At 72.0% G+C, this 26,971-nt stretch carries 24 protein-coding genes and 1 pseudogene; 14 read left to right on the top strand and 11 right to left on the bottom strand.

Annotated elements, in window-relative coordinates; genetic code table 11:
• Nucleotides 1-61: 61 nt before the first annotated feature.
• The gene (locus ACIQ9E_RS14375; RefSeq protein ID WP_403706654.1) at nucleotides 62-979 is read left to right on the top strand and encodes a pseudouridine synthase; all 918 of its coding nucleotides are present in this window, start codon (nucleotides 62-64) and stop codon (nucleotides 977-979) included.
• Here ACIQ9E_RS14375 and ACIQ9E_RS14380 read toward each other — a convergent pair.
• From ACIQ9E_RS14380 to ACIQ9E_RS14395, 4 genes are all read right to left on the bottom strand, one after another.
• Nucleotides 964-1,593, bottom strand: a complete 630-nt coding sequence (locus ACIQ9E_RS14380; RefSeq protein WP_403706656.1) for an MBL fold metallo-hydrolase — start codon at nucleotides 1,591-1,593, stop codon at nucleotides 964-966. The two genes, ACIQ9E_RS14375 and ACIQ9E_RS14380, sit on opposite strands and share 16 nt — an antisense overlap.
• Nucleotides 1,590-2,675, bottom strand: a complete 1,086-nt coding sequence (locus tag ACIQ9E_RS14385) for an S-(hydroxymethyl)mycothiol dehydrogenase (protein ID WP_403706658.1) — start codon at nucleotides 2,673-2,675, stop codon at nucleotides 1,590-1,592. Before ACIQ9E_RS14385 ends, ACIQ9E_RS14380 begins: the two co-directional genes overlap by 4 nt.
• A 284-nt stretch (nucleotides 2,676-2,959) precedes the next feature.
• Nucleotides 2,960-4,432 (bottom strand): amino acid permease, encoded by a 1,473-nt coding sequence (locus ACIQ9E_RS14390; protein WP_403706659.1) that lies wholly within the window; start codon nucleotides 4,430-4,432, stop codon nucleotides 2,960-2,962.
• Nucleotides 4,433-4,926: 494 nt separating this feature from the next.
• On the bottom strand, nucleotides 4,927-5,664 hold the full coding sequence (locus ACIQ9E_RS14395; protein WP_403706661.1) for a FadR/GntR family transcriptional regulator: 738 nt from the start codon (nucleotides 5,662-5,664) through the stop codon (nucleotides 4,927-4,929).
• 144 nt (nucleotides 5,665-5,808) lie between these two features.
• Between ACIQ9E_RS14395 and ACIQ9E_RS14400 the strand changes: the two genes are divergently transcribed.
• Both ACIQ9E_RS14400 and ACIQ9E_RS14405 read left to right on the top strand, forming a co-directional pair.
• Nucleotides 5,809-6,339 (top strand): gluconokinase, encoded by a 531-nt coding sequence (locus tag ACIQ9E_RS14400; protein ID WP_403706663.1) that lies wholly within the window; start codon nucleotides 5,809-5,811, stop codon nucleotides 6,337-6,339.
• 97 nt (nucleotides 6,340-6,436) lie between these two features.
• A complete protein-coding gene (locus ACIQ9E_RS14405) occupies nucleotides 6,437-7,834 on the top strand; it encodes a gluconate:H+ symporter (protein WP_403706665.1) in 1,398 nt (465 codons plus the stop codon).
• A gap of 139 nt (nucleotides 7,835-7,973) precedes the next feature.
• Here the strand turns inward: ACIQ9E_RS14405 and ACIQ9E_RS14410 are convergent, their stop codons facing one another.
• The gene (locus ACIQ9E_RS14410) at nucleotides 7,974-9,632 is read right to left on the bottom strand and encodes an FAD-binding dehydrogenase (RefSeq protein WP_403706666.1); all 1,659 of its coding nucleotides are present in this window, start codon (nucleotides 9,630-9,632) and stop codon (nucleotides 7,974-7,976) included.
• 103 nt (nucleotides 9,633-9,735) lie between these two features.
• On the opposite strand from ACIQ9E_RS14410, the gene ACIQ9E_RS14415 reads away from it, so the two are divergent.
• From ACIQ9E_RS14415 to ACIQ9E_RS14435, 5 genes are all read left to right on the top strand, one after another.
• Nucleotides 9,736-10,275 (top strand): NUDIX domain-containing protein, encoded by a 540-nt coding sequence (locus ACIQ9E_RS14415; RefSeq protein WP_403706668.1) that lies wholly within the window; start codon nucleotides 9,736-9,738, stop codon nucleotides 10,273-10,275.
• Nucleotides 10,276-10,383: 108 nt separating this feature from the next.
• Nucleotides 10,384-10,782, top strand: coding sequence for a YidH family protein (locus tag ACIQ9E_RS14420; protein ID WP_403706839.1), 399 nt, complete (start codon nucleotides 10,384-10,386; stop codon nucleotides 10,780-10,782).
• Nucleotides 10,779-11,114: a DUF202 domain-containing protein gene (locus ACIQ9E_RS14425; RefSeq protein WP_403706669.1), complete on the top strand. Its 336-nt coding sequence runs from the start codon at nucleotides 10,779-10,781 to the stop codon at nucleotides 11,112-11,114. The genes ACIQ9E_RS14420 and ACIQ9E_RS14425 overlap by 4 nt, the downstream gene beginning before the upstream one ends.
• Nucleotides 11,115-11,460: 346 nt before the next feature.
• Nucleotides 11,461-12,483, top strand: a complete 1,023-nt coding sequence (locus ACIQ9E_RS14430) for a phosphotransferase family protein (protein ID WP_403706671.1) — start codon at nucleotides 11,461-11,463, stop codon at nucleotides 12,481-12,483.
• A gap of 3 nt (nucleotides 12,484-12,486) precedes the next feature.
• The gene (locus ACIQ9E_RS14435; RefSeq protein ID WP_403706673.1) at nucleotides 12,487-13,701 is read left to right on the top strand and encodes an acyl-CoA dehydrogenase family protein; all 1,215 of its coding nucleotides are present in this window, start codon (nucleotides 12,487-12,489) and stop codon (nucleotides 13,699-13,701) included.
• Nucleotides 13,702-13,864: 163 nt separating this feature from the next.
• Here the strand turns inward: ACIQ9E_RS14435 and ACIQ9E_RS14440 are convergent, their stop codons facing one another.
• A complete protein-coding gene (locus ACIQ9E_RS14440) occupies nucleotides 13,865-14,458 on the bottom strand; it encodes a TetR/AcrR family transcriptional regulator (RefSeq protein WP_403706675.1) in 594 nt (197 codons plus the stop codon).
• A 328-nt stretch (nucleotides 14,459-14,786) separates the two neighbouring features.
• Between ACIQ9E_RS14440 and ACIQ9E_RS14445 the strand changes: the two genes are divergently transcribed.
• From ACIQ9E_RS14445 to ACIQ9E_RS14460, 4 genes are all read left to right on the top strand, one after another.
• Complete coding sequence (locus tag ACIQ9E_RS14445; protein WP_403706677.1) at nucleotides 14,787-16,076, top strand: exo-beta-N-acetylmuramidase NamZ domain-containing protein; 1,290 nt, start codon at nucleotides 14,787-14,789, stop codon at nucleotides 16,074-16,076.
• A 135-nt stretch (nucleotides 16,077-16,211) separates the two neighbouring features.
• Complete coding sequence (locus ACIQ9E_RS14450; protein WP_403706678.1) at nucleotides 16,212-17,573, top strand: erythromycin esterase family protein; 1,362 nt, start codon at nucleotides 16,212-16,214, stop codon at nucleotides 17,571-17,573.
• Nucleotides 17,574-17,670: 97 nt separating this feature from the next.
• Nucleotides 17,671-19,140: a serine-threonine protein kinase gene (locus ACIQ9E_RS14455; protein ID WP_403706679.1), complete on the top strand. Its 1,470-nt coding sequence runs from the start codon at nucleotides 17,671-17,673 to the stop codon at nucleotides 19,138-19,140.
• Between the two features lie 340 nt (nucleotides 19,141-19,480).
• Nucleotides 19,481-20,095 (top strand): hypothetical protein, encoded by a 615-nt coding sequence (locus tag ACIQ9E_RS14460; protein ID WP_403706681.1) that lies wholly within the window; start codon nucleotides 19,481-19,483, stop codon nucleotides 20,093-20,095.
• 445 nt (nucleotides 20,096-20,540) lie between these two features.
• Here ACIQ9E_RS14460 and soxR read toward each other — a convergent pair whose 3' ends face one another.
• The gene (gene soxR / locus ACIQ9E_RS14465) at nucleotides 20,541-21,125 is read right to left on the bottom strand and encodes a redox-sensitive transcriptional activator SoxR (protein WP_403706683.1); all 585 of its coding nucleotides are present in this window, start codon (nucleotides 21,123-21,125) and stop codon (nucleotides 20,541-20,543) included.
• A gap of 172 nt (nucleotides 21,126-21,297) precedes the next feature.
• On the opposite strand from soxR, the gene ACIQ9E_RS14470 reads away from it, so the two are divergent.
• Entirely contained in the window at nucleotides 21,298-21,762 is a 465-nt protein-coding gene (locus tag ACIQ9E_RS14470) for a MaoC family dehydratase (protein WP_403706684.1), read from the top strand.
• A 49-nt stretch (nucleotides 21,763-21,811) separates the two neighbouring features.
• On the opposite strand, the gene ACIQ9E_RS14475 is transcribed toward ACIQ9E_RS14470, so the two are convergent.
• Together ACIQ9E_RS14475 and ACIQ9E_RS14480 are read right to left on the bottom strand one after the other, a co-directional pair.
• Nucleotides 21,812-22,447 (bottom strand): TetR/AcrR family transcriptional regulator, encoded by a 636-nt coding sequence (locus ACIQ9E_RS14475; RefSeq protein WP_403706685.1) that lies wholly within the window; start codon nucleotides 22,445-22,447, stop codon nucleotides 21,812-21,814.
• Nucleotides 22,448-22,568: 121 nt separating this feature from the next.
• Nucleotides 22,569-23,744 (bottom strand): acyl-CoA dehydrogenase family protein, encoded by a 1,176-nt coding sequence (locus ACIQ9E_RS14480; RefSeq protein ID WP_403706687.1) that lies wholly within the window; start codon nucleotides 23,742-23,744, stop codon nucleotides 22,569-22,571.
• A 47-nt stretch (nucleotides 23,745-23,791) separates the two neighbouring features.
• Here ACIQ9E_RS14480 and ACIQ9E_RS14485 point away from each other — a divergent pair, with 47 nt between their 5' ends.
• Nucleotides 23,792-24,433, top strand: coding sequence for a TetR/AcrR family transcriptional regulator (locus tag ACIQ9E_RS14485; protein ID WP_403706689.1), 642 nt, complete (start codon nucleotides 23,792-23,794; stop codon nucleotides 24,431-24,433).
• Between the two features lie 106 nt (nucleotides 24,434-24,539).
• Here the strand turns inward: ACIQ9E_RS14485 and ACIQ9E_RS14490 are convergent, their stop codons facing one another.
• Nucleotides 24,540-25,985 carry a CitMHS family transporter gene (locus ACIQ9E_RS14490; RefSeq protein WP_403706691.1) on the bottom strand — a complete coding sequence of 482 codons (1,446 nt, stop codon included), beginning with the start codon at nucleotides 25,983-25,985 and terminating at the stop codon, nucleotides 24,540-24,542.
• Between the two features lie 273 nt (nucleotides 25,986-26,258).
• Nucleotides 26,259-26,870, bottom strand: a pseudogene (locus ACIQ9E_RS14495) (TetR family transcriptional regulator); the annotation flags it as partial.
• Nucleotides 26,871-26,971 lie beyond the last annotated feature (101 nt).

Consider the following 26,971-nt stretch of genomic DNA (forward strand, 5'->3'; position numbering starts at 1 on the left):
GGGGCTTTTCCCGTATCCGGGCTCCCCCACGGGTGGGGACGGCAGCAGGAGAGGAGCCGCGGTGAGCCGTGGACGACGGGCGCCCGTCTCGCCCCTGCCCCAGCGCGACGGGGTCGATCCCGTACGGCTCAGGCTGCCCGACGACCCCGGCGGGCGGTGGGCGACCGTCCGGGACCATCTGGCCGAGCGGTACGGCGCCGAGCGGGCCGATGCGCTGCTCGGCGCGGGCCGGATCGTCTCGCGCGAGGGCGCCGTCACGGCGGGCGAACCGTATGCGGCGGGGCTGCTGCTCTGGTTCCACCGGGATTTCGCTCCGGAGGAGCCGGTGCCGTTCGGGACCGGGATCGTGTACCGGGACGAGCGGATCGTCGTCGCCGACAAACCGCACTTCCTCGCCACCACGCCCCGTGGCCGGCATATCACCGAGACCGTGCAGTCGAGGCTCCGGCGTGAGCTGGGGCTGCCGGAGCTCCAGCCCGCGCACCGGCTCGACCGGCTGACGGCGGGGCTGGTGCTCTGCATCGTCCGGGCCGGGGACCGGGGGGCGTACCAGACGCTGTTCCGGGACCGGCGGGTGCGCAAGGAGTACGAGGGGGTGGCTCCGTACGACCCGGGGGTGGTGCTGCCGCGGACCCTGCGGAGCCGGATCGTGAAGGAGCGGGGGGTGCTCGCGGCCCGTGAGGAGGCCGGAGAGCCCAACAGCGAGAGCCGGGTGGAGCTGGTGGAGCACCGGGCGGGGCTGGGACGGTACCGCCTGCTTCCGGTGACCGGGCGGACCCATCAGCTGCGGGTCCATATGAACGCGCTGGGGCTGCCGCTCCTGGACGACCCGCTGTATCCGGTCGTCCAGGAGGCCGCGGCCGAGGACTGGTCCAGGCCGCTCCAACTGCTGGCGAAGGTGCTGGAGTTCACCGATCCGCTGACCGGTGAGCACCGCCGCTTCGAGAGCGGGCTGCGGCTCGCTCAGTGGCCCCGCTGAATCCACTCGTCGAGAGCGGGTGCCTCGGCGCCGATGGTCGTCGCATCGCCGTGGCCGGTGAGGACCGCGGTGTCGGGCGGGAGCGTCAGCAGCCGCTCCCGGATCGAGTCGATGATCGTGGGGAAGTGGCTGAAGGAGCGGCCGGTGGCGCCGGGGCCGCCCGAGAAGAGGGTGTCGCCGGTGAAGACGGCCGAGAGGGCGGGGGCATACAGACAGACCGCCCCGGGGGCGTGGCCCGGGGTGTGCAGCACGGTCAGCTCGGTACCGCCGACGGTGAGGGTCAGGCCGTCGGTGAGCGGGCCGTCCGGCTCATGGTCGGGGTGCGTCTGCCGCCACAGCGGCAGATCGTCCGGGTGGAGCAGGACGGGGGCGCCGGTGGCCGCGGCGAGCGCCGGGGCGGCGTCGATGTGGTCGTTGTGGGCGTGGGTGCAGACGATCGCCCTGAGCGAACGGCCGCCGAGGGCGGTCTCGATGGCGGCGGCGTCGTGGGCGGCGTCGATGACGATCGCCTCGGAGTCGTCGCCGACGATCCAGACGTTGTTGTCGACGTCCCAGACGCCGCCGTCGAGGGCGAAGGTGCCGGAGGTGATCAGCCGGTCGATGCGGGTGGTCACAGGGTCACCACCGAGCGGAGGACGTCGCCCTCGTGCATCCGGGCGAAGGCCTGCTCGATATCGTCGAGGCCGATGGTCTCGGTGACGAAAGCGCCGAGGTCGATCCGGCCCTGCTGGTGGAGGTCGATCAGCATCGGGAAGTCGCGGGAGGGCAGACAGTCGCCGTACCACGACGATTTGAGGGAGCCGCCGCGGCCGAAGACGTCCAGCAGGGGCAGTTCGAGGGTCATCTCGGGGGTCGGGACGCCGACCAGGACGACGGTGCCCGCGAGATCGCGGGCGTAGAACGCCTGCCGGTAGGTCTCGGGTCGGCCGACGGCCTCGATGACGACGTCGGCGCCGAAGCCGCCGGTCAGTTCGCGGACGGCCTCGACGGGGTCCGTGGTGCGGGAGTTGACCGTGTGGGTGGCGCCCATGGAGCGGGCGGTCTCCAGCTTGCGGTCGTCGATGTCGACGCCGATGACCGTGGCGGCTCCGGCGAGCCGGGCGCCCACGATCGCCGCGTCGCCGACGCCTCCGCAGCCGATGACGGCGACGGTGTCACCGCGGGTGACCGCGCCGGTGTTGACCGCGGCGCCGATACCCGCCATGACGCCGCAGCCGAGGAGTCCGGCGACGGAGGGGGCGACGGCCGGGTCGACCTTGGTGCACTGTCCGGCGGCGACCAGGGTCTTCTCCGCGAAGGCTCCGATGCCGAGCGCAGGGGTCAGCTCGGTGCCGTCGGTGAGGGTCATCCGCTGCCGGGCGTTGTGCGTGTCGAAGCAGTACCACGGGCGGCCGCGGCGGCAGGCCCGGCAGTTTCCGCAGACCGCGCGCCAGTTGAGGATCACGAAGTCGCCGGGGGTGACATCGGTGACGCCGGGGCCCACGGATTCGACGATTCCGGCGGCCTCGTGGCCCAGCAGGAACGGGAAGTCGTCGTTGATCCCGCCCTGCTTGTAGTGCAGGTCGGTATGGCAGACCCCGCAGGCCTGCACCTGCACCACGGCCTCTCCCGGACCGGGGTCGGGGACGATGATCGTCTCGACCCGCACCGGCTCGTTCCTGCCCGGTGCGACCACTCCGCGGACCTGCTGGGACATCGGTTCCGCCCTCTCTCGTGCTGCGGCTGCGACCACGGGGGCGGGACCGTCCCTGGGAAGGCCGTCACCGCCGAGATCATCATTGATTCGGAACCACCACTATGGACCGTCGGGCTGCGGACCGCGACAGCCTGTGGACAACCCCACAACCGGACGTCGCAGGGCCGCTCTCCGCCGGGCGGCGGCAAGGGCGCGGGACGGGCGCGGTGCCTCGTCCGCGTACGGCAACGGGGTGCGGGGAGTCGGCCGACTCCCCGGACCCCGGCTGTCCCGGAGAACCGGGATCAGAGCGTCTCGCGCTCCGCCGCGATGGCGTTCACCCGGCGCCTGACGGCGAACCAGCCTCCGACGAGGGCCGCGACGATCAGCGGCAGCAGATTGACCGTGGTCCGGCCGACGCCGCCGCCCCACCACATGAGGACGAGGACTCCGGCGAGGAAGACCAGGGTGACGAGCTGCGTGTACGGCGCCCACGGCAGCCGGTACGCGGGTCGGGTGACTCCGCCTTCCTTGGCCCGCTGCCAGAACAGCAGGGAGCAGAGCATGATCATGCCCCAGGTGCCGAGGATGCCGAGGGAGGCGAGGTTGAGGACGATCTCGAAGGCCTGGCCGGGGACGACGAAGTTCAGGCCGACGCCCGCGACGCCGAAGGACGCGGTCAGCAGCACTCCGCCGTACGGAACCTGGCCCTTGTTCATCCGGGCGGTGAAGCGGGGCGCGGAGCCCGCCGTCGCCATGGAGCGCAGGATGCGGGCGGTGGAGTAGAGACCGGCGTTGAGGCTGGAGAGCGCGGCGGTGAGGACGACGAGGTTCATCACTCCGGCGGCGCCCGGCACACCCAGTTTGTCCATCACGGTGACGAAGGGGCTCTCGTCCGCGGAGTAGGCGGTGTACGGGAGCAGCAGCGCCAGCAGGACCACGGAGCCGACGTAGAAGAGGCCGACCCGCCACATGATCGAGTTGATCGCGCGGGGCATGACCTTCTCGGGGTTCTTGGTCTCACCGGCCGCGACGCCGCAGAGTTCGACGGAGGCGTAGGCGAAGACGACGCCCTGGACGACCACGAGCATCGGCAGCAGGCCGACCGGGAAGATCCCGTCGTTCTCGGTGATGGTGGAGAGGCCCGGGGTGTGGCCGCCCACGTCCTGCTGGGTGACCAGCAGGAAGATGCCGACGAGCATGAAGGAGACCAGGGCGGCGACCTTGATGATCGCGAACCAGAACTCCATCTCGCCGAAGTACTTCACCGAGATCAGGTTGATGGCCAGCACACCGGCGAGGGCGATGAGCGCCAGCACCCACTGGGGGATATCGCTGAAGAGCGACCAGTAGTGGGCGAACATGGCGGCGGCCGTGATGTCCGCCACGGTGGTGGTGGACCAGTTCAGGAAGTACAGCCAGCCTGCCGTGAAGGCGCCCTTCTCGCCCATGAACTCGCGGGCGTACGAGACGAAGGCACCGGAGGACGGGCGGTAGAGCACCAGCTCGCCGAGGGCCCGGACCACGAAGAAGGCGAAGACACCGCAGACCGCGTAGGCGATGGCGAGTGAGGGTCCGGCGTCCGCGAGCCTGCCGCCCGCCCCGAGGAAGAGCCCGGTACCGATCGCGCCGCCGATGGCGATCATGTTGATATGGCGGGACTTGAGGTCCTTGCTGTAACCGGCGTCACCGGCGTCCACGTGGGGGGTGGTGGGGCGGGAGCCGGTCGCCGGAGCCCCGGCGACCGCGCTGTCGGACGCGGTGGTGCGGTCACTCATAGGGGGGTGGTTCGCCTTCGTGTGGGTGCATGGGGGTGATGGGTGCACGCCGGGCCCGGGGCTGCCGGTGGAAGGTGTTCACCGGGGCGGCCGGAACGCGGCCCGACGGCACACCATCGAGCGGTCCTGCGATGTTGGCAGTGTTCCAGGTCACCGGGAAAGAGATCTGAGGTGTTTCTGAGGTTGCCGACATATAAACCAAGGTGGCAGTAAACCATGAACCGGAGGCACCCCTCTCACTTGCGCCGGGGCGACTGGACGGGCGTAAGGGGTAGCCCCGTTTACGGGGTCGTACCGGAGCCTGGGTGGAGGCCAGGGGGATGTACGGGAGGGAAGCCGTGGCCGATCACGAACAGGCGCGGGCAGGCGCGGACGGGACGACCGCCGGAGCCGTACGTCGCCGATGACACCAGGGGCCCGTACGGCCGCCGGGGCGCTCCGCGCGGGCAGGGGGCCCGGCCGCCCGGCCAGGACGGCCAGGACGGCCAGGACGGCTAGGACGGCAGGGTGGGCACGGCAGGCGGCGCCGGGTCCGGGGCCAGCACGTCCAGCTCCGCAAGCGCGCCCACCGCGATCTCCCGGGTGACCCGCTCGGCCCGCTCCGCGTCCCCCTCCCGTACCGCCTCGGCCACCTGCACATGGAGGGTGACCGCCGCCGGATCCGGGTCCTCGAACATCACCTGGTGGTGCGTACGGCCGGTCAGGATGGCCGCGACCACGTCCCCGAGGCGGGCGAACATCTCGTTGCCCGACGCGGTGAGCACGATCCGGTGGAAGGCGACGTCGTGCCGGAGGTACGCCTCCAGCTGCTGGCCGCGCGAGGTCTCCACCATGCCGAGGGCGCAGGCGGTCAGCTCGGCACACTGCCCGGGGGTGGCGTTGAGGGCGGCCAGCCCGGCGGCGACCGGCTCGATCGCGGACCGGAGCACGGTCAGGGAGCGCAGCTGGCGCGGCCGGTCCGAACCCGCCAGCCGCCAGCGGATGACCTGCGGGTCGTAGACGTTCCACTCGTCGATGGGACGGACCGTCACACCGACCCGGCGGCGGGACTCGACCAGCCGCATCGACTCCAGGACCCGGACCACCTCGCGGACCACGGTGCGCGAGACGTCGAACCGCTGGGCGATCTCGTCGGTGCGCAGCACACTGCCCCGCGGATAGTCGCCCGCGGTGATGGCGAGGCCAAGGGTGTCCAGCACGTGCGTATGGAGGCCATGGCCCGCTGTGGTCATGGCCCCAGCCTAAGGGGCGAGGATCACACCTCAAAAGTATGACGTTTATATCTCGAAGTCTTGAATAAGTCGTACCTAATGGGTTTCAGTAGCGCGACGGACCGATGTCGACACCGGAGTCGACGTCAGACAGTGAGGCAGTAGATGAGCACCCCGCGCACCCCGCAGGTCGTCGTGGTGATGGGCGTGGCAGGGACCGGCAAGACCACCGTCGGCCCCCTGCTCGCGGCCGCCCTGGGCGTTCCGTACGCCGAGGGCGACGACTTCCACCCCCCGGCCAACATCGCGAAGATGTCCGCCGGGACGCCGCTCGACGACACGGACCGGTGGCCCTGGCTGCATGCCATCGGCACCTGGGCGCAGGGCCGGGCCGGGCTCGGCGGTGTGGTGTCCAGCTCCGCCCTCAAGCGGGTCTACCGCGACCGGCTGCGGGCCGCCGCGCCGGACGCCGTCTTTCTGCACCTCAGTGGTGACCGGCAGCTCATCGAGCACCGGATGACGGCACGCCGGGGCCACTTCATGCCCACGGCACTGCTGGATTCGCAGTTCGCCACGCTGGAGCCACTGGAAGCCGACGAGGCGGGCGTCGCCGTCGACGTCTCCGGCTCCCCGGAGGAGATCACCGCCCGGGCGGTGGCCGCCCTGGGGGCCTCGGCCCCGCAGGACGCAGGCTGACCGCCGGCCTCCGTACCTCCCGCCGCACGCCGGTCACCGCCGTGCGCGCAGCCCCCCACACCCCGTCCCCGACCCCTCGTCCTCGTAAGGAACCACCGTGACCAGTCTCAGCGTCGAGACGCTGGCAGCGGATCCGCTGGCGCCGATCACCTCGGCCGGCAACGCCCAGCTCGGTATCGCCGTACTCGCGGGCATCGCCGTCATCGTGCTGCTCATCACCAAGTACAAAATGCACGCCTTCCTGGCGCTGACCATCGGGTCGCTGGCGCTGGGCGCGTTCGCCGGAGCGCCGCTCGGCAAGGCCATCGAGTCCTTCTCCAAGGGGCTCGGTTCCACCGTCGCCGGTGTCGGTGTGCTGATCGCCCTCGGCGCCATCCTCGGCAAGCTGCTCGCCGACTCGGGCGGTGGTGACCAGATAGTCGACACGATCCTCGCCAGGGCCAAGGGTTCGACGATGCCCTGGGCGATGGTGCTGATCGCCTCGGTGATCGGTCTGCCGCTCTTCTTCGAGGTCGGCATCGTGCTGCTGATCCCGGTCGTGCTGATGGTGGCCAAGCGCGGCAACTACTCGCTGATGCGGATCGGCATCCCGGCGCTGGCCGGTCTGTCCGTGATGCACGGGCTGATTCCGCCGCACCCCGGCCCGCTGGTGGCGATCGACGCCCTCGACGCCAATCTGGGTGTCACGCTGGCCCTCGGTGTCCTGGTCTCCATCCCGACCGTGATCATCGCCGGCCCGGTCTTCGCGAAGTACGCGGCCCGCTGGGTGGACGTCCCGGCGCCGGAGAACATGATCCCGGCCCGTCCGTCCGAGGACCTCGACAAGCGTCCGGGCTTCGGCGCGACCGTCTTCACGGTGCTGCTGCCGGTTGTTCTGATGCTCTCGAACGCGCTCGTCGAGATCGTGATCGACGACCCGGAGAACCCGGTCCAGAAGGTCACCGACGTCATCGGCTCCCCGCTGATCGCGCTGCTGGCCGCGGTCCTCGTCGGACTCTTCACGCTGGGCCGCGCGGCCGGCTTCACCAAGGACCGGATCTCCTCCACCGTCGAGAAGTCCCTCGCCCCGATCGCGGGCGTGCTGATGATCGTCGGCGCGGGCGGCGGCTTCAAGCAGACCCTGATCGACGTCGGCGTGGGCCAGATGATCCTGGACTTCTCCGAGAACTGGTCGATCCCGACGCTGCTGCTGGCCTGGCTGATCGCGGTGGCGATCCGGCTGGCGACCGGTTCGGCGACGGTGGCGACGATCTCCGCCGCCGGTCTGGTGGCCCCGCTGGCGGTCGGGATGTCGAGCACGGAGTCCGCGCTGCTGGTGCTGGCGATCGGCTGTGGTTCGCTCTTCTTCAGCCATGTCAACGACGCCGGTTTCTGGCTGGTGAAGGAGTACTTCGGCATGGACGTCGGCCAGACCATCAAGACCTGGTCGGTGATGGAGACGATCATCTCGGTCGTCGGTCTCGTCTTCGTCCTGCTGCTGTCGCTGGTGCTGTAGCGCCGGTACGGCATCCGTACATCCGGCCGGATCCCGTACAGCCGTACGTCCCGCGGTGGCTTCGCCCGCCGCGGGACGTACGCGTTCCCGGAGCCGTACCGCCGCCGCTCCCCGTATGCCGGCCGACCGGCCGGCCGGTTCAGCGCACCGCCTCCGCCGCCGCCCGGCCCGCCGCACGGCCCGAGAAGAGACAGCCGCCGAGGAACGTGCCCTCCAGGGACCGGTAGCCGTGGACCCCGCCACCGCCGAATCCGGCGGCCTCCCCCGCCGCGTACAGCCCGGCCAGCGGGGTGCCGTCCGTGCCCAGAACCCGGGACGACAGATCCGTCTCCAGTCCGCCCAGCGATTTGCGGGTCAGCACCCGCAGCCGTACGGCGATCAGCGGACCGGCCGCCGGGTCCAGGATCCGGTGCGGTGCCGCGGTCCGGATCAGCTTGTCGCCGAGATACCTCCGCGCCCCGCGCACCGCCGTGATCTGGAGGTCCTTGGTGAAGGGGTTGCGGATCTCCCGGTCCCGGGCGACGATCTCCCGCCGCAGCACCGCCTCGTCGATCAGCTCGTCGCCGGTGAGCGCGTTCATGCCGCGCACCAGGGCCGCCAGATCCTCCTCCACCACGAAGTCCGCTCCGTGATCCATAAACGCACGCACCGGACCCGGGACGTCGGCCCGCGCCCGCCCGATCACCCCGCGCACCGAGCGCCCCGTCAGATCCGGGTTCTGCTCGGAGCCGGAGAGCGCGAACTCCTTACCGATGATCTTTTGGTCGAGTACGAACCAGGTGTGGTCGTAACCCGAGGTCACGATGTGTTCCAGGGTTCCGAGGGTGTCGAAGCCGGGGAAGAGGGGCACCGGCAGCCGGCGGCCGCGCGCATCGACCCAGAGCGACGAGGGGCCGGGCAGGATCCGGATCCCGTGCCGGGCCCAGACCGGGTTCCAGTTCTCGATGCCCTCGGTGTAGTGCCACATCCGGTCCTGGTTGACATGGCTGGCTCCGGCGCGTTCGGCGATCCCCAGCATCAGCCCGTCGACATGTGCCGGAACCCCCGAGAGCATCGTGCGCGGCGGCGCGCCCAGCCGGCCGGGCCACTGGGCGCGGACCAGTTCATGGTTGCCGCCGATCCCGCCCGAGGCGACGATCACGGCCTGGGCCCGGAGTTCGAAGGCCCCGGCCACCTCCCGGCTGCTGGCGGTGCCGCGTTCGGCCGGGGACGGCTCCAGCACCTCGCCGCTGACGGTGTCGAGGGTGCCGCCGGTGCGGCCGAGCCCGGTGACGCGATGGCGGAAGCAGAGCCGGACGAGCCCCCGGGCCACGCCCTCGCGCACCCGCTGTTCGAAGGGGGCGACCAGCCCCGGCCCGGTGCCCCAGGTGATGTGGAAGCGCGGCACCGAATTGCCGTGGCCGGTGGCGGAGTATCCGCCGCGTTCGGCCCAGCCGACGACGGGGAAGAAGCGGATGCCGTGCTGCCGCAGCCAGGACCGCTTCTCGCCGGCGGCGAACTCGACATAGGCGTCGGCCCACCGGCGCGGCCAGCGGTCCTCGTCCTCGCGGTCGAACCCGGCCGTGCCCAGCCAGTCCTGACGGGCGAGATCCACGCCGTCCCGGATCCGCATCCGCCGCTGCTCCGGGGAGTCGACGAGGAACAGCCCGCCGAAGGACCAGTGCGCCTGACCGCCGATCGACTGCTCGGGCTCCTGGTCGACCAGGATGACGGTACGCCCGGCCGAGACGAGTTCGGCGGTGGCCACCAGCCCGGCGAGGCCGGCCCCGATCACGATCACGTCCGCGTCGTACGCCATGGGTCCCCGTCTCCGTGCCGGTGCGGTGTCGGGACGATCCTCGGTACGGGCCAGGGGCATGTCAACAGGCCCGGTCGGGTGCCGGGGTGGTGGAATGGCTGCCATGGGATCCGACGGGGAGCTGATCGACATCGTGGACGAGGCCGACCGGGTGACCGGCCGGGCGACGCGGGGCGAGGCGTACGCCCGCGGACTGCGGCACCGGGTGGCGTTCGTCCTGGTCCGCAACGCGGACGACCGGATCTTCGTCCACCGCAGAACGGCGGCGAAACGAGTCTTCCCGTCGTTGTACGACATGTTCGTCGGCGGGGTCGTCGGCGCGGGCGAGACCTACGACGCGGCGGCGCTGCGCGAGGCCGAGGAGGAGCTGGGGGTGAGCGGACTCCCCCGCCCGGTCCCGCTGTTCACCTTCCCGTACGACTCCGGCACCGCCCTCGGCTCCTGGAACTCGGCGGTGTACGAGGTGCGCTGCACCCTGCCGGTGCGCCCGCAGGCCGAGGAGATCGCCTGGTGGGACTTTCTGCCCGAGGAGGAGGTCGAACGACGGCTGCGGACCTGGCAGTGGACGCCGGACGGACTGGCCGCCTACGAACTGCTGCGTGCCCGCCGCGCCGACACGGAGACCGCCCGCCACCAGCCATGATGATCACACCGCGAGTATCGTGCGCCGCATGGGGCTGCCGATACGGAAGCGAAAGCCGATGCGGGTACCACTGCGGGTGACGGGCCGGTGCCGATGACGGGTGAGTGGATGACGGGCTGGGTGCGGAGCCTGCGGCTCTGGTTCTCACCCGAACGGGTGCGGGCAGAGGGACGGACCCCCGACTACCGCTTCTCGCTGGCCAATGAGCGGACCTTTCTGGCCTGGCTGCGGACGGCGCTCGCGTTGATAGGGGGCGGTTTCGCGGTGGACCAGTTCCTGCCCGAACTGCGCTGGGCGGTGCGGGCCGCGATGGCCCTGGGGCTGCTGGTGGCCGGGGTGCTGTGCGCACTGCGGGCCGTCAACCACTGGGTGCGGTGCGAGCAGGCGATGCGGCGCGGCGACGATCTGCCGGTCTCCCGGCTCCCCGCCGTACTGAGTCTGGTCGTCGCGCTGGTGGCCCTGGTGATGGTGGCCGTGGTGCTGCTGGGCTGGGAGGGCAACCGATGACGGCGGCGCCCGTCGGAGGCCGGGGGGAGAACCGGGATCCGGGGCTCCAGCCGGAGCGGACCCGGCTCGCCTGGCGGCGGACGGCCCTGGCGTTCACGGTGGTGACGGTGCTGGCGGCCCGTCAGGCGGCCGGCGACGGAACGACCGACACCACCGCACTGGCCGGCTGGACGGCCGCCGTGTTCGTCTGGCTGATGTTCCTGGGTGTCGCGCGCCACCGGACCCGGGCCCTGGACAGCACCCGTCCGGAGGCACTGCCGGCCCGTGCCGCGCTGGCGGCGGTGGCGTGCACGGTGGCCTTGGCGGTCTCGGCGTTGACCCTGCTGCGCTGAGCCCGGTGGCAGGAGCCGCGGCCGGTGTATGCGACCGGTGAGCGGCGGGCCGGTGTACGGACCCGGTGAGCGGCGGGTAACGGGCAGATGACCGGGCCTGCTGACGCGCCCGGTGACCGGGCCGGTATCCGGGCGGACGGCCGAGCCCGGCGACCGCAGCCCGTGGCCGGGCCCGACGGCCGAAACCCGTGGTCGGAGCCGGTCGCCGGGGCCGAACCGCCCCGCCCCGCACGGCCGTCCCGGGCCCAGAACTGCCCACGGGCCCCCCGCCCTCCCCCTGGACTGCATACCGACTGGTCGGTCATCATCGGGTGGTCGGTCCCGTCGCCCCCGGAGGTCGTCCACGATGCGTCCCGAACCCCCGCCCGGCCTCGACCCGGCACGCCTGCGCGACCTCCTCGACCGCGAACGCCCCGGGCTGGTGCACGGCCCGCTGACCGCCGAGCTGATCGAAGGCGGCCGCTCCAACCTCACGTACTCCGTCACCGACGGCCGCGAACGGTGGGTCGTCCGCCGTCCCCCGCTCGGCCACGTCCTCGCGACCGCGCACGACATGCGGCGCGAACACCGCGTCATCAGCGCCCTGCATCCGACCCCCGTCCCGGTCCCCCGGCCGGTCCTGTTCTGCGAGGACACCTCGGTGACCGGCGCGCCCTTCTATGTGATGGAGTACGCGCCGGGGACCCCGTACCGCACCGCGGGACAGCTCGCCGCCCTCGGGCCCGAGCGCACCCGGGCTCTTCTCCTCGGGCTGCTGGACACCCTGGTCGATCTGCATGCGGTGGCCCCCGAGGCGGTCGGGCTCGGCGACTTCGGCCGGCCCGGCGGCTATCTGGACCGGCAGCTGCGGCGCTGGGGCAAACAGCTCGCCGCCTCCCGCAGCCGCGACCTCGAAGGGATCGACGAGCTGCACGCGGAGCTGGGCCGTACGCTGCCGGAGTCCCCGGCCCCCGCCGTCGTCCACGGCGACTACCGTCTCGACAACGTTCTCGTCGGACCCGACGACCGGATCACCGCCGTCCTGGACTGGGAGATGTCCACCGTCGGCGATCCGCTGACCGATCTCGGGCTGCTGGCGATGTACAGCACTCCGCTCGGACTCCCCGACTCACCGGTGACCAGCACCGCCGCCGCGCCCGGACACCCCCCGGCCGCCGAACTGGTCGAGCGGTACGCCGAACGGTCCGGCCGCAAGATCCACGCCATCGACTGGTACACCGCCTTCGCCTGGTTCAAACTCGCCGTGATCCTGGAGGGCATCCACTACCGCTTCGTGCTCGGACAGACCGTCGGCACCGGTTTCGACCGGATCGGCCCACTCGTCCCGCTCCTCGTCGAGCACGGACTGACCACCCTGCGGAGAGGCTGAGCCGTGGACTTCGCGTTCGACGCGCGGACCGAGGAGCTACGGGGGCGGCTCGGGGCGTTTATGACGGAGTGCGTGCTGCCCGCCGAGCCGGTGGCCGGGGAGCAGCGCGCCGGGCTCGGATCGCCGTGGGAGACCCCGCCGATCGTCGAGGAGCTGAAGGCCGAGGCCCGCCGCCGGGGGCTGTGGAACCTCTTCCTGCCCGACCGGAGGTACGGTGCCGGGCTGACCAATCTCCAGTACGCGCCGCTGGCGGAGCTGACCGGCCACAGCCCGCAGCTGGGCCCGACCGCGGTCAACTGCGCCGCGCCCGATACGGGGAATATGGAGGTGCTCGCGGAGTTCGGCACCGCGGAGCAGCGTGAGCGCTGGCTGGAGCCGCTGCTCGCGGGCCGGATCCGGTCCGCGTTCGCCATGACCGAGCCGGAGGTGGCGTCGTCGGATGCCACCAATATCCGGACCCGGATCGAACGCGACGGAGACACCTATGTCGTCAACGGCCGGAAGTGGTACATCTCCGGGGCGATGAACCCCGCCTGCGCGGTCTTCGTCGTCATGGGAGCGACCGATCCGGACGGTGCCGACGTCCGGCGCCGGCAGTCGATGGTGCTGGTGCCGCGGGACGCCCCGGGGGTGCGGATCGTCCGGGCGATGAAGGTGTACGGCTACGAGGACCACGCCCACGGCGGCCATGCCGAGGTGGTGTTCGAGAACGTCCGGGTGCCGGTGGCGCAGCTGATCGGCGAGGAGGGCGGCGGTTTCGCGATCGCCCAGGCGCGGCTGGGTCCGGGCCGGATCCACCACTGCATGCGGCTGATCGGTATGGCCGAGCGGGCGATCGCGCTGATGTGTGAGCGGGCGCTGTCGCGTACGGCCTTCGGCGGGCCGCTGGCGCAGCAGGGGGTCGTCGGCAACTGGATCGCCGATGCCCGGGTCACCGTCGAGCAGCTGCGGCTGCTCGTCCTCAAAACGGCCTGGCTGATGGACACCGTGGGCAATCGGGGCGCGCATACCGAGATCCAGGCGATCAAGATCGCGACACCGCGGGCGGTCGTGGACATCATCGACCGGGCGGTCCAGCTGCACGGCGGGGCCGGGGTGGGGCAGGACACTCCGCTGGCGGAGCTGTGGGCCGCGGCGCGGACGCTGCGGCTGGCCGACGGGCCGGACGAGGTCCATCAGCGGTCGCTCGCCCGCCGGGAGCTGCGGCGGCACACCTGAGCCGCGGGCTCTCGCGGGCAGGGGCGCCGCACTTCCGGGCCGGATGGTCCAGGGACGCCGCTTCCGGAGCGGGGGTCCTCGGGGGCTCGGCGCTACCGGGCCGGATGGTCCAGGGGCGCGGCGCTGTGGGCCGGATGGTCTCAAGGCACCGAGGCCCCGGGCCTCAGGGCCGCAGCGCCCGCATCAGCAGGTCCGCGAGATGGTCCGCGACCTGCTCCTTGGTCAGCGGGCCGTCCGGCCGGTACCAGGTCGACAGATGGTGGACGGAGCCGAAGTGGTAGTCCACCACCAGATCGGCGGGGGTGGCCGTGGAGAAGACCCCGTTCGACTGCCCCTCCTCCACCAGCGCCCGGAACCGCTCGTGGTAGCGCCGCCGTTCCGCCCGTACCTGCTTGTTCTTATCGGGCGAGAGGTGGTGCATGGAGCGGAAGAAGATGGTCGCGTCCTGGAGGTTCTCGATGGTCGTGACGACGACGTCGGCGGCGGCGGCCCGCAGCCGGACGTCGACCGGCGCATCGGAGCGGGCGAAGGCGTCGAGCCGCTCCTGCTGGAGCCGGAGCATCCGCCCGTACACCTCCTGGAGCAGATCCTCCTTGGAGCCGAAGTAGTGGTAGAGGGCGCCCTTGGTGACGCCCGCCGCCTCCACGATCTCCTGGACGGACGTCTTGTCGTAGCCGTGTTCGGCGAAGAGCCGGGTGGCGGCGGACAGCAGCTTCCGCGGTACGCGGGCACCGTCCCCGTCCGTCGTCCTGGTCATGCGGCCACCGCCTTCCCTCCGGGGTTCCCGCCCGGGGACCGCGCCCCGGGCCGGGTCCGCCGCGGACCGGCGGCCCCACCCGGCCGGTGGTCAGACTAAGCGGTTGGTCATCAACCGGGAAGAGGATCGTACGACCGCGTCGTTCCCTCGCCCCACCGGGCCGCGCTAGCGTGCGCACCACACGAAGGATGATCAGCACCGGCACCGGCACCGGCACCGGCCGGAAGAAACGGCGGGAGGCCGCCGAAGACACCCGAGACACCCGAGCCACCCGAGTACACCGCCGAACAGAGGCACCGGATACACCGGGAAGCACCGAAGGAGTCGTATGAGCCTGTCCAGACGGGGACTGCTGGCCGCGGGCGGCGCGGCCGGGGCGTTCGCCGCCACCGGATCCACGGCCCGCGCGGACGACGACGGCGGCGGGCGGCCCGGCGGGGGACACGGTCACGGGCGGCACGGCCCCCGGGTCCGTACGGGCTTCGACCGCCTCGCCGCGGACGGCTACGCCCTGCTCGCCGGCGAGCGCGTCGGTGTGGTCACCAATCCGACCGGAGTGACCTCCTCCGTACGCCATATCGTCGATGTGATGCACGCCGACGACCGGGTGAACCTCGTGGCCGTCTTCGGTCCGGAGCACGGTTTCCGCGGTACGGCCCAGGCGGGCGGCTCCGAGGGGCGGTACGACGATCCGGCGACCGGGCTGCCGGTCTACGACACGTACCGCAAATCCGGGCAGCCCCTCGCGGACGTCTTCACGGCATCGGGTGTGGACACGGTCGTCTTCGACATCCAGGACGCGGGCGCACGCTTCTACACCTATATCTGGACGCTGTTCGACTGTATGGAGTCGGCGGCCATCGCGGGGAAACGATTCGTCGTTCTTGACCGGCCGAATCCGATCACGGGCCGGGCCGCGCTGGGGCCGGTGCTGGAGATGCGGTACACCTCGTTCGTCGGCCGCCGTCCCATCGCCCAGGCGCACGGGATGACGGTCGCCGAACTGGCGGCCCTGTTCAACGCCGAGTTCCTGAAGGACCGTACGGTACGTCTGGAGACCGTACGGATGTCGGGCTGGCGCCGCTCCGACTTCTTCGACACCACCGGCCTGCCCTGGGTGCCGCCGAGCCCCAATATGCCGACCCCGGAGACCGCGCTGGTCTATCCGGGCACCTGCCTCTTCGAAGGCACCGAACTGTCGGAGGGACGGGGTACGACCCGCCCGTTCGAACTGCTGGGGGCGCCGGGGATCGACGGGCGGTGGGCGGAGGCCGCGAACGCCCTCGGTCTGCCCGGTGTGCGGTTCCGGGAGGCCTACTTCACACCGACGTTCGGCAAACACGTGGGAAAGACCGTCGGCGGGGTGCAGCTCCACGTCCACGACCGGGCCGCCTTCGATCCGGTACGGACCGGGATCGGCCTGCTGGTGACGGCGAAGCGGAGCTGGCGCGAGTTCGCGTGGCTCCGGTCCAACCCGACCTGGCTGGATACGCTCAGCGGCACGGCGGCCGTCCGCACCATGGTGGACGCGGGGGCCGGGACGGACGAGATCACAGGCGCATGGCAGGAGGGGCTGGGGGCGTTCCGTTCCGTACGGAGGCGGTATCTGCGCTACTGAGCGCGGGCGGCGGGCGGGCCCGCGCGCCCTCGTGGCACTGGCGTTACCCGCAGGGGTGGACCGGGGGGTTTCCCCAACTCCGGACGGAGGGCTGCCGGATGGTCCGCCGGTGATCACGGGCGTCAGGCTGGTGCCATGACGATCTCCGATCCGACCACGCCCCGCCGTACCGTGCTGCGCACCGCGTCCGCCGTCGCCGTCGGCGGGCTGGTAGCCGCCGCACCGGACACCGCCGCTGCCGTGCCCCCGGCCGCCGCCGGACCTCCCGGCCCCGGCACCGATCCCCTGCCCGCGCTGCGCCGGGCGGCCCGGCCGCTCGCCGATCTGCGCCCGCTGGAGGACATGGTGGGCGCGGCGGCGATCGTCGGCCTCGGGGAGGCCACGCACAGCTCACGGGAGTTCTTCCGGACCAAGAACCGCGTCTTCCGGTATCTGGTGGAGCACCGCGGCTTCACCACGTTCATGCTGGAGACTCCGTGGAGCAGCGGGGTGCGGCTCAACGCCTATGTGCTGCGCGGCGAGGGCGATCTGCGGCAGATCATGGAGGAGGAGTTCCAGAGTTCGTATCTGCTGTGGCGGACGCAGGAGTATCTGGACCTGCTGCGCTGGATGCGGCAGTACAACCTCCGCCGTCCGGACCGGCCGGTGCGGTTCGCGGGCAACGACTGCTCCTACGCGGGGCCCGGGCTGTTCGACACGGTGACCGCTCATATCGCGGGCCGCCGGCCGGAGCTGCTGCCCCGGCTGCGGACGCTGTACGCGGCCTCCCGGCCGGTCGGCACCCTCCGCGAGTGGACGGAGCTGAGCCTGACCCGGCCGATACCGGAGCGGACGGCGATGGCGGCGGAGGTGGCCGAGGCGCTGGAGCTGGTGGAGTCCGTACCGGCGGGGACGGGGGCCGCCGCCCGGGAGCACGCCTGGGCCGTGCAGCACGCGCGGGCGATCGCCCAGGTCGGCGAGTTCTACACCCATGACTACTTCGCATCGGCCGAAGCCCGGGCGGACATGATGCTCTACCGCGACCGGATCATGGCCGAGAACACGGTCCGGTGGCACCGGCTCACGGGCGAGAAGGTGCTGCTGTCGGCGCACAACGGGCATGTGGGATACGAGTCCGCGCGGCCCGAGTACCCCCGGCTCCAGGGCGCCTTCATCCGGGACCTGGTGGGCAGCGCCTACCTGTGCGCCGGTTTCACCTTCGGCCGGGGCTCGTTCAACGCCATGGACCTCGACGATCCCGCGGAGCCGATCCGCCGCTTCTCGGTGGGGCCCGCCGGACCGGGCAGCAACGAGGAAACGCTCGAACGGGTCCGGCCGGGGAACTACTACATCGACATGCGTACGGCGGCTCCGTCCGCACGGCGCTGGCTGGGCCGCACCCGCCCCACCAGGAGCATCGGCAACTCCTGGCCGGACGAGCCGCTCGACACGGATCTGCTGTCGTCCTACGACGTACTGATCCACCTCCCCCGGATCACCGCGGCGGACCGGATCTGAGCGGATCCCGTCCCGGGTATGGCCGGGGCTCGTCTTGCGCAGGATCCTGCTGACGGGTCCGCACCTCCGGCGGGCCTGCCGGGGGGAGGGGGCGATCATGCCGCGCTGGGACGTGGGACCCTATCAGGACATCGGATTCGACCGGGACGGCGACGTCGATCCCGAGCAGCGGCACCGGCTGCTGGGGCTGGAGGTCACCGACCTTGTGATGTTCGCCCATGGCCGGAACCACTCCCCCGCGGCGGCCCGGGAGATGTACGAGGGTTTCTTCGCCGCCCTGCCCAAGCTGGTGGGGCGGGGGGTGCGGCCGGGGTTCGCGGGGGTGGGGTGGCCGTCGATGACGTTCCCGGACGAGCCGGCGGGTCGGCCGGGGACCGGCGGGCCGTTTCGGGGCGGGCCGTTTCGGGACGAGTCGCCGCCGGGCGCACCGGGCGGGTGCGGGCCGGCCGGCCGGGCGGCCGCCGGCCCGGTGGGGCCCTGGTACGAGGGCCTGCACCCCGAAATCCAGCAGTCCCTCGTCGCCCTCTTCCCGGGGCAGCTGGAGACCGTGGCCCGGCTGGGGGTGCTGCTGGCGGAGCGGCCCGGCTCGGGCGCGGCGGTCACCGAGTTCGGACGGCTCGCGCGGCGGCTGGCCGAGGCACCGGCGGGCGGGCTGGAGTCCGCCTGCTTCACGGACGATCTGCCCGGGGACGAGCAGGGGCCGCCCGCGCTGCTGTTCGAGGACCCGCTGTCGCTCTGCCGGAGGTTCGCCGGGGTGCTGGCACGCGTCGAGTCGGAGGCCGCCGGGCCGGGATTCCGCCGTGCGCCGGATTCCGGAGGCACGGGTCCGGGGGGTGGGGGCGCGGGTGCGGGTTCGGGAGGTGCGGGTCCGGCGGGGGTTTCTTGGGGCCCAGGGTCGCCGGAGGTCTGGCGCGGTGCCCGGGAACTGCTGCGGCAGACCACCTACTACGCGCTCAAGCGCCGTGCGGGCGCGGTCGGCGAGCTGGGGCTCGGCCCGCTCCTCGGACAGCTCGCCCGCAGCCGCCCGGCGCTCCGGGTCCATCTGGTGGGCCACGGACAGGGCGCCCGGCTGGTCGCGTTCGCGCTGCGCGGTCTCCCCGACGGCGTACGGACCGTGAAGTCGGTGACGCTGCTCCAGGGCGCCTTCTCGCACTACGCGTTCGCGACCGCGCTGCCGCATGCCCCCGGGCGGTCCGGCGCGCTGCGGGCGATGGAACACCGGGTGGACGGACCGGTGGTGGCCTGCCATTCGCGGTACGACAGCGCGCTCGGGGCGCTCTATCCGGTCGCCTCCGCCCCGGCGTACGACGGCCATTCCCCCGCGCGCCTGGGAGCCGGGGACCCCCGCTGGCGGGCCATGGGGTACAGCGGTATCCACGGCGTCGACGGGACGGTCCGCCTCGCGCTGGACAAAGCCGTCGCCGAGGGGCTGCCCCGGTCGGGCTGTGTGAGCGTGGACGCCTCCTCGGTGGTCCGCGAGGGCGCCCCGCCGTCGGGCGCGCACGCCGATGTCTGCCACCCGGAGCTGGGCCGTCTGGTGGTGACGGCGGGCCGGCTGGGCGACTGAGCGGGGGCGCAGGGGCGTTCGACCGCCGGTCCGGGGCCGGCCGGGCCGAGCCGGCCTCCCGCGGGTACGGCGGCCGTACGGGCTCCGGGCCGGACAACGGCGCCCGGCCGGGTGTGGAACCTTGCCGCCGGGGTGTTCGTTCAGGGGAAGAGGGCGTTCAGCGCGGGCCTTTCGGGGCAGGCGGGAGGACGAGGAGGGGCGTGTCGGGCCGGGAGCGGATTCCCCGGCCCGGTGGACGCTCGGCTGATGGCCGCCATCGGAATTCCGATGGAGCCGGATCGGGCGCTCGTACGTCCCACTTCTCGACGCCGATGTACCAGCGACGGAGGTGGCGGTGACGATGGCCGGATTCCGGAGTCTTGCGAGACAGGTGCGCGATCCGCGGTGCGATCTGGCACTGAGGCGCTACTCCTTGCGCAAGTGCCTTGAACGATTCGCCCCTTACGGGCACCGTGCGACCTGGGACCATCTGTGCGCGCGGCACGGATTCGGTCCCGAGGACCGATCCCCCGACCCGGCGAAGCTGATGGCCGCCCTGGACGAACTGGAGCGGGCGCGCGATATCTGGCTGGCGTACGAGGAAGAGTTCGCCGACCGCCGCAAGCGCGAGAAGCACGACGGGCTGCGACGTCCGCCGTCCGGCGACGAATGGCACCGGAACGTCTGGGGCGGCAACGGGGTGGCGCGCTGCGACAGCCCCCGGGAACATCCTTCCGCGCCGCTCGACGAGGTGATGCGGAGGCTGGTCACGGCGTTGGCGGGGGCGCCGGGCACCCACTGCCCCGTCTGCGGGACCTCGGCGATCGTCTGGCGCCAGGTGCTGAAGAACGCCCCTTGGGCCGGTCCCGTCTGCACGGACTGCGGCATCCTCCTCCCCCGCCCGGTGCTGACGGACGACGCGGTCGCGGCGGCCCAGCAGGCGGCGCGGCGCACGGTACTCGCCTCCGTGGCCTGAGCCGCTCCATGGCCTGAGCCTCGCGGACAGGTCAAGGGCGGCACGGTCGACGGCGGCACGCACTCACCGTTCCGCCGCGGCCGCGGCGGAACGGCCCTCGGCGGGCACGTTCGACAGCGGTGGCCTTCGAAACCGGCGGTGTTCCGGGCCGGCACGCCCACGGCGGGCGCGGACGGTGGCCGGGACGGGCGGGCGCTCAGGGGTGTGCGCCGTACCGTCCGGTGGTCGCGCCGGGTCCTTTAGCAGACGGAAAATGGTTCGCCCCACTCGTTTGACCCGCGGAGAGTGGAACCCACGCAGGGGCGCCGCCGGACCGGCGGCGCTCGCGTGAGGCGGGCCTGATACGGGGGTGCGGGCCCGCCTCGAACGAACCGCGACCCGACGCCGCACGGCGCAGCACGGCACGGGCACCCGCACCGGCCACGGAGCGGCGCCGGACCGTCCGTCATCCGGCGCCGTCCTGTCCCTCCGGTGCGCTCTGCGCCTCCGCCGCATCGCACGGCCCCGGTACGCCGTCCGCAGCCGCCCCTCCACCACAGGGTCCCGAGGCTTCCTCTCCGCCCTCGGCCGCCCACAGGGGGCCGGGCATGAGCCGGGAGCCGGGCCTCCGGCGGCCGAAGGCGTCCTCGGGGTTGGACAGCGCGCAGGTCTCCAGGGACAGACAGCCGCAGCCGATGCACTCGGTCAGGGTGTCCCGCAACCGCCCGAGCTGCTTGATGCGCTCGTCGAGTTCACGGCGCCAGTTCCGGGAGAGCCTGGCCCAGTCCTCCCGGTCGGGGGTCCGCTCCTCCGGCAGCTCCGCGAGGGCGCCGCGGATCGTGGCGAGCGGGATGCCGACGCGCTGCGCCGCCCGTACGAACGCCACCCGGCGCAGGGTGTCCCGGCTGTAGCGGCGCTGGTTGCCGCTGGTCCGGCGGCTGTGGATCAGCCCCTTGGACTCGTAGAAGTGCAGGGCGGACACGGCCGCGCCACTGCGCTGCGAGAGCTGGCCGACCGTGAGTTCGCTGATGGTGTCGGTACGTGGAGGCACCCTTCGAACACTACTGGGTGGTCCGTTGACACCGCGGCCCTGCCCGAGGATGCTGAGCAAACGCTCAGGCACCCGTCGGTGAGGTGTTGCACGGACCGTCGTGGTCCGGGGTCGTACCACCGCACCGTACGACGGGGACAGCATCGCCCACCGAGAGGCAGGTACCGGGGACATGGCCGAGCCGAGGGTCTTCACCTCCGCCGCCGAACTGCGCTCCGGGGTCGGCGAACCGCTGGGGCGGAGCGACTGGCTGGAGGTCGGCCAGGAGCGGATCGACCTCTTCGCCGAGGCCACCGGCGACCACCAGTGGATCCATGTCGACCCCGTGCGGGCAGCGGACGGCCCGTTCGGAACGACCGTCGCCCACGGCTATCTGACGCTGTCGCTGCTGCCCCTGCTGGTTCCGCAGGTACTGCGGGTCGAGGGCATGAAGATGGGGCTGAACTACGGGACGGACAAGGTCCGCTTCCCCGCCCCCGTACCGGTGGGCTCGCGGCTGCGCGCCGCCGTCACCCTGACGCGCGTCGAGACGGCGGGCGACGGCGGGGTGCAGGTGACCGCCCTGGTCACGGTGGAACGCGAAGGCGGCGAGAAGCCGGTGTGCGTGGCGGAATCCGTATCGCGCTACTACTTCTGAGACAGGGCCGGGCCGCGGCGGCACGGCCGTGGGGCATCCCGCCCGCCGGTCAGCGCCGGGCCGAGACCATCCGCAGCACCAGATCCGCGTAGAGCGTGCCGACCTCTTCCGGTGTACGCCTGCCGTTGACGTTGAACCAGCGGGCGACGTCGATACAGAGGGAGAGCACGGCGATTGTGGTTCCGGGCACGTCCGGGACGTCGAACTCGCCCGACTCCACCCCCTCGTGGAGGATCTCCCGGACCACGGCGTCGCTGCGGCGCCGGAGGGCCACGATCTCGGTGCGGTGCCCGGGGGTCAGCGCGTCCAGCTCGTACTGGACCACCCGGGCCGTGTCATGGCGTCCGGCGTGCCAGCGTACGAAGGAGGAGACCGCACCGGCCAGCTTCTCGCCCGGGGTGCCGCCGCGCTCCGCGGCGGTCGACAGCACCTCCAGCGCCCGGGTGTGGCCGATGCTGCTGATCCGGTGGAGCAGTTCCTCCTTGGTCTTGTAGTGGATATAGAGGGCGGCGGGGCTCATTCCGGCGCGGCTTGCGATATCGCGGGTGGTGGTGGCGTGGTAGCCCCGCTCGGCGAAGGCCGCGACCGCGGCGACGAGCAGCCTGCGTGCCGCTTCGGGCGCCACCTCGCCCCACGGGACGTCCTCGCCCCCGCAGTCGGGCGTCGTGTCGTCGGCCGCGGTCATCGGCTCTCCTTCTGCTGTTCGGGACCTCACCCTACCCCGAAGGTGAGCAAGCGCTTAGGCCATCTCCTCAGGATCCCGCCGGGCTCGGCCGCGCGGCGCCGGGACCGGTCGGGGTCCGTCCTCAGAAGGCGGAGACGCCGGTCAGGGCCCTGCCGATGATCAGCTTCTGAATCTGGCTGGTGCCTTCGTAGAGTGTCATCACCCGGGCGTCCCGGACCAGCTTCCCGACGGGATACTCGTCGATATAGCCATAGCCACCGTAGACCTGGAGCGCGTTGTTGGCCGCCCGGACGGCCGCCTCGGAGGCGTACAGCTTCGCCTGCGACGCGGCGGTGGCGAAATCCTCCCCCCGGTCGGCCAGGTCCGCGGCCCGCCAGGTCAGCAGCCGGGCAGCGGCCACGTCCACGGAGATATCGCTGATCAGCTCCTGAACGAGCTGATGGCCCGCGATGGGCCGGCCGAACTGCTCCCGCTCACCTGCATAGCCCACGGCCGCGTCCAGTGCGGCCTGCGCGATCCCGACACAGCCCGCGGCGACGGAGATCCGGCCCCGGGTGAGCGCGGACATCGCCACCGAGAACCCCTTGCCCTCCGGCCCGAGCATCGCCGATGCCGGGACGCGCACCCGGTCGAGCACCAGCTCGGCGGTGGCCTGACCGCGGAGTCCGAGCTTGCCGTGGACCGGGGTGCGGGTCAGCCCCGGGCTGTCCGCGGGGACCAGGAAGGCGGAGATTCCGCGATGACCCGGGGCGCCTCCGGTCCGGGCGAAGACCAGGGCCAGATCGGCCCAGGTGCCGTTGGTGATGAACATCTTGGTGCCGGTCAGGAGGTAGTCGCCGCCGTCCCGGTCCGCCCGGGTGGTCAGGTTCCCGGCGTCGGAGCCGGTGCCGGGCTCCGTCAGCCCGAAGCAGCCGAGCGCCTCGCCGGAGGTGAGCCCCGGCAGCCAGGAGCGCTTCTGCTCCTCGTCGCCCCAGGCCGCGATGGTCTTGGCGACCAGCCCGAGGGAGACGGAGACGATACCCCGCACGGAGGAGTCACCGCGCCCCAGCTCCTCGGTGACCAGGCAGTACGTCAGATGGTCGCCGCCCGAGCCGCCGTACTCCGGGTCGACGGCCAGCCCGAGGAAGCCGAGGGCGCCCAGCTTTCCGACGATGTCCCGGTCGACGGCCTCGGCCCGGTCCCAGGCCGTGGCGTACGGGGCGACCTCACGGCGTACGAAGTCCTCGGCCAGCCGGCGTACCGCCGACTGTTCGGCGTTCGGCTCCAGATCCACGGTTCCCGACCCTTCGGCCAGCATTTAACTAGCGCTGATAGTTTTTATGGACGGGCCCTACTATGAGCCCCATGGCCCGACCCCGCAAGCCCCTCCTCAGCCGCGACCGCATCGTCGCCGCGGCGAGCGCGCTGGTGGACGCCGAGGGGCTGGACGCGGTCTCCACCCGCCGTCTCGCCGCGGAGCTGGGCGTCAGCGGCCCTTCGCTCTACAACCACTTCCGGACGAAGGACGAGATCCTCGAAGTGGTCGCGGACGCGGTCAGCGACCGGATCGACCTCTCGATGTTCGACCCGGACGACGGGCGCGACTGGACGACGGCGCTGCACGACTGGGCGCACTCGTACCGCGCAGCCCTGCGGGCCCATCCGAACATCGTGCCGGTCTTCGCCCGCGGACCGGGCCGCCGTCCGGCCGGACTGCGGGTCGCCGACGCGGTGTTCGGCGCGATGGTGCGCGCGGGCTGGCCGCCCGCCCAGGCCACCCGGATCGGCGCACTGATGCGCTACTTCATCACCGGCTCCGCGCTGGGCTCCTTCGCCCGGGGGTTCGTGGACGACGCGACGGCGTACGACCCCGCCGTCTACCCGCATCTGGGCCGCGCGCATCTGCTGGCGGAGCACCGGGAACAGGTCGACGAAGGCGCGTTCGAGACGGGCCTGCGGGCGATCATCGACGGCCTCGCCGTCCAGTACGCGGCCCTGGGCCGATAACCTCCCCCGACGGACCGGACGGCCCCGGCGGACCGCTCGAACGGCCCGCGCCCCGGCGACCGTGGAGGTCGCCGGGGCGCTGTGGGGGGAGGGAGTGGTGCGGTGGTCAGATGATGCCGAAGAGCACTCCGGCGGCGAGGACCACGAGCGAGGTGAGCGCCGCCCATTTGACGGTGAACCGGGTGTGGTCGCCGAACTCCACCTTGGCCATGCCGACCAGGACGTAGACCGCGGGCACCAGCGGGCTGGACATGTGCAGCGCCTGGCCGACGAGGGAGGCGCGGGCGATCTCCAGCGGGGACACCCCGTGGGCGGCACCGGCCTCGGCGAGCACGGGCAGGACGCCGAAGTAGAAGCCGTCGTTGGACATGAAGTACGTGAGCGGCAGGCTCAGCAGACCGGTGACGATGGCCATATGCGGGCCCATGCCCTGGGGGATGGCCTCGACCAGCCAGTCCGCCATGCTCTTGACCATTCCGGTACCGGTCAGGACACCGGTGAAGACGGCGGCGGCGAAGACCATTCCGGAGACGTTGAGGACGTTCTCGGCGTGGGCGCCGATCCGGGCCTTCTGCTCGGCCATGTTGGGGTAGTTGACCGTGAGCGCGAGGGCGGCACCGAGCAGGAACAGCACCGGGATGGGGAGCAGCTCCATGATCATCGCCGTGAGCAGGGCGATGGTGAGACCGGCGTTGAACCAGTAGAGCTTGGGGCGCAGGGTGGGCCGGTTGGGGTCGAGGCCCTGGAAGCCGTCCGTCTCGTCGTCGCCGGGGGCGTCCGCGGAGGCGGAGGCGTCGCCGCCGGGACCGCTGACGGAGGCGGCGGAACCGGAGGAGGAACCGGAAGAACCGGCGGCGGCCTTGCCGGTGCCCGAACCGGCCTTCACCAGGACCGTCCCGGAGTCCTTCTCGGTCTCCAGCGCCTCGTCGAGGGAGAGGTAGCCCAGACGCTTGCGCTCCCGCAGTCCCAGGAAGTACGCGAGGATGAAGACGAAGAGCAGACCCACCAACAGCGCGGGGATCATCGGGACGAAGATGTCGGCGGCGTCGAGCTTCAGCGCGGTCGCGGCGCGGGCGGTCGGGCCGCCCCAGGGGAGGGTGTTCATCACGCCGTTGGCCGTCGCGGCGATACCGGTCATCACGACCAGGCTCATCTTCAGGCGCTTGTAGAGCGGGTACATCGCCGAGACGGTGATCATGAAGGTGGTGGAGCCGTCGCCGTCGAGGGAGACGATCGCGGCGAGCACCGCCGTACCGACCACGACCCGCATCGGGTCGGCCTTGCAGAACCGCAGGATGCCGCGGACGATCGGGTCGAAGAGACCGACGTCGATCATCACGCCGAAGTAGACGATGGCGAACATCAGCATCGCGGCGGTCGGCGCGAGATTGCCGACGCCTTCGATGACGTAGTCCCCCAGCTTGGCGCCGTCGCCGACGAGGACGCAGAAGAGCGCGGGGATCAGGACCAGCGCCGCGATGGGCGACATCTTCTTCATCATGATCAGGACCAGGAAGGTCGCGATCATCGCGAAGCCGAGGATTGTCAGCATGGGGGGCTACCTAACGTTCATCCTTGAACTCCCACCGAGTCGGCGGTCCGGATGACGTTAGGTCGCGTCAAACAGCGTTAACAAGATGTTGACGTGTGAGCAATACGAGCAAAACCCCAGGTGAACGCGGTTTCATGGCCGTGGCCGGGCAGCGGGGGCCGACGGGCCGCTCTCCGCCGTACCCCGCGGGGTACGTCCGGGCGGTACCCGGGCCGGCCGGCCCGCCGGCTCACCGGCCGCCTGACCGGCCACCGGTTCACCGGCCGCCTCGGGGTCGAGGGCGCCGGCCAGATAGGCCCGCAGCAGCAGCCGCGCCTCCGCGATGACGGCCGGGTCCCCCTCGTCCGCGATCCGGAAGGCGAGCTGGAGCACCGCGTCCGCCGCTTCGACGGCGACCAGGACGGTCCGGCGCAGCCCGGAGTCCGGTTCCCGGCCGGTGCGGTCGGCGAGAAAGCCGGTGAGCCGGTCGGCGAGCGCGTGCTCGGCACCCGTGGGCGGGGCGCCGACGGGAATCCGGTACCCGAAGTCGACCAGGGAGAACCCCGGGGCCGTGCGCTTCATCAGGATGTACTCGTCGAGCACCGCGTCCAGCAGTCCGCGCCAGTCGCCCGGGGGCAGGGATGCCACGCGTGCGGCGACCCGTCCGTCGTACCGGTCGAGGTTGCGGGCGGCGAGCGCGTCCACCAGGGCGCGCTTGTTGCCGAAGAACCGGTAGACGGACCCGATCGGCACCCCCGCCCGGACGGCGACCGTCCGGGTGGACAGCTCCTCGTACCCCGACTCGTCGAGAAGCTCGGCACAGGCGTCGAGAATCCGCGTGAGCCGCTCCGCGCTGCGGGCCTGGACGGGTTCCCGGCGTAGATGGGGATGGGGCACGCGCTCCATCATGCTGCATCGGACGCAGGCGAACGGACTTTTCACCCGGGAAGTCCACGTTCGGCGGACGCGGGGCGCCGGGCCGCTACGGGCATCCCCGGGGGCCGCCC

Origin of the sequence: Streptomyces sp. NPDC094448 (genome assembly GCF_044763775.1) — a bacterium.
In the GTDB taxonomy this organism is placed as follows: domain Bacteria; phylum Actinomycetota; class Actinomycetes; order Streptomycetales; family Streptomycetaceae; genus Streptomyces.

Coding starts and splice junctions, on each gene's coding strand:
- ACIQ9E_RS14475 (WP_403706685.1), bottom strand. CDS start 22,447: ATGACCGCGGCCGACGACACGACGCCCGACTGCGGGGGCGAGGACGTC.
- ACIQ9E_RS14400 (WP_403706663.1), top strand. CDS start 5,809: ATGAGCACCCCGCGCACCCCGCAGGTCGTCGTGGTGATGGGCGTGGCA.
- ACIQ9E_RS14395 (WP_403706661.1), bottom strand. CDS start 5,664: ATGACCACAGCGGGCCATGGCCTCCATACGCACGTGCTGGACACCCTT.
- ACIQ9E_RS14455 (WP_403706679.1), top strand. CDS start 17,671: ATGCCGCGCTGGGACGTGGGACCCTATCAGGACATCGGATTCGACCGG.
- ACIQ9E_RS14425 (WP_403706669.1), top strand. CDS start 10,779: ATGACGGCGGCGCCCGTCGGAGGCCGGGGGGAGAACCGGGATCCGGGG.
- ACIQ9E_RS14440 (WP_403706675.1), bottom strand. CDS start 14,458: ATGACCAGGACGACGGACGGGGACGGTGCCCGCGTACCGCGGAAGCTG.
- ACIQ9E_RS14385 (WP_403706658.1), bottom strand. CDS start 2,675: ATGTCCCAGCAGGTCCGCGGAGTGGTCGCACCGGGCAGGAACGAGCCG.
- ACIQ9E_RS14480 (WP_403706687.1), bottom strand. CDS start 23,744: ATGCTGGCCGAAGGGTCGGGAACCGTGGATCTGGAGCCGAACGCCGAA.
- ACIQ9E_RS14415 (WP_403706668.1), top strand. CDS start 9,736: ATGGGATCCGACGGGGAGCTGATCGACATCGTGGACGAGGCCGACCGG.
- ACIQ9E_RS14445 (WP_403706677.1), top strand. CDS start 14,787: ATGAGCCTGTCCAGACGGGGACTGCTGGCCGCGGGCGGCGCGGCCGGG.
- ACIQ9E_RS14460 (WP_403706681.1), top strand. CDS start 19,481: ATGGCCGGATTCCGGAGTCTTGCGAGACAGGTGCGCGATCCGCGGTGC.
- ACIQ9E_RS14390 (WP_403706659.1), bottom strand. CDS start 4,432: ATGAGTGACCGCACCACCGCGTCCGACAGCGCGGTCGCCGGGGCTCCG.
- ACIQ9E_RS14450 (WP_403706678.1), top strand. CDS start 16,212: ATGACGATCTCCGATCCGACCACGCCCCGCCGTACCGTGCTGCGCACC.
- ACIQ9E_RS14420 (WP_403706839.1), top strand. CDS start 10,384: ATGACGGGCTGGGTGCGGAGCCTGCGGCTCTGGTTCTCACCCGAACGG.
- ACIQ9E_RS14490 (WP_403706691.1), bottom strand. CDS start 25,985: ATGCTGACAATCCTCGGCTTCGCGATGATCGCGACCTTCCTGGTCCTG.
- ACIQ9E_RS14430 (WP_403706671.1), top strand. CDS start 11,461: ATGCGTCCCGAACCCCCGCCCGGCCTCGACCCGGCACGCCTGCGCGAC.
- ACIQ9E_RS14485 (WP_403706689.1), top strand. CDS start 23,792: ATGGCCCGACCCCGCAAGCCCCTCCTCAGCCGCGACCGCATCGTCGCC.
- ACIQ9E_RS14470 (WP_403706684.1), top strand. CDS start 21,298: ATGGCCGAGCCGAGGGTCTTCACCTCCGCCGCCGAACTGCGCTCCGGG.
- ACIQ9E_RS14410 (WP_403706666.1), bottom strand. CDS start 9,632: ATGGCGTACGACGCGGACGTGATCGTGATCGGGGCCGGCCTCGCCGGG.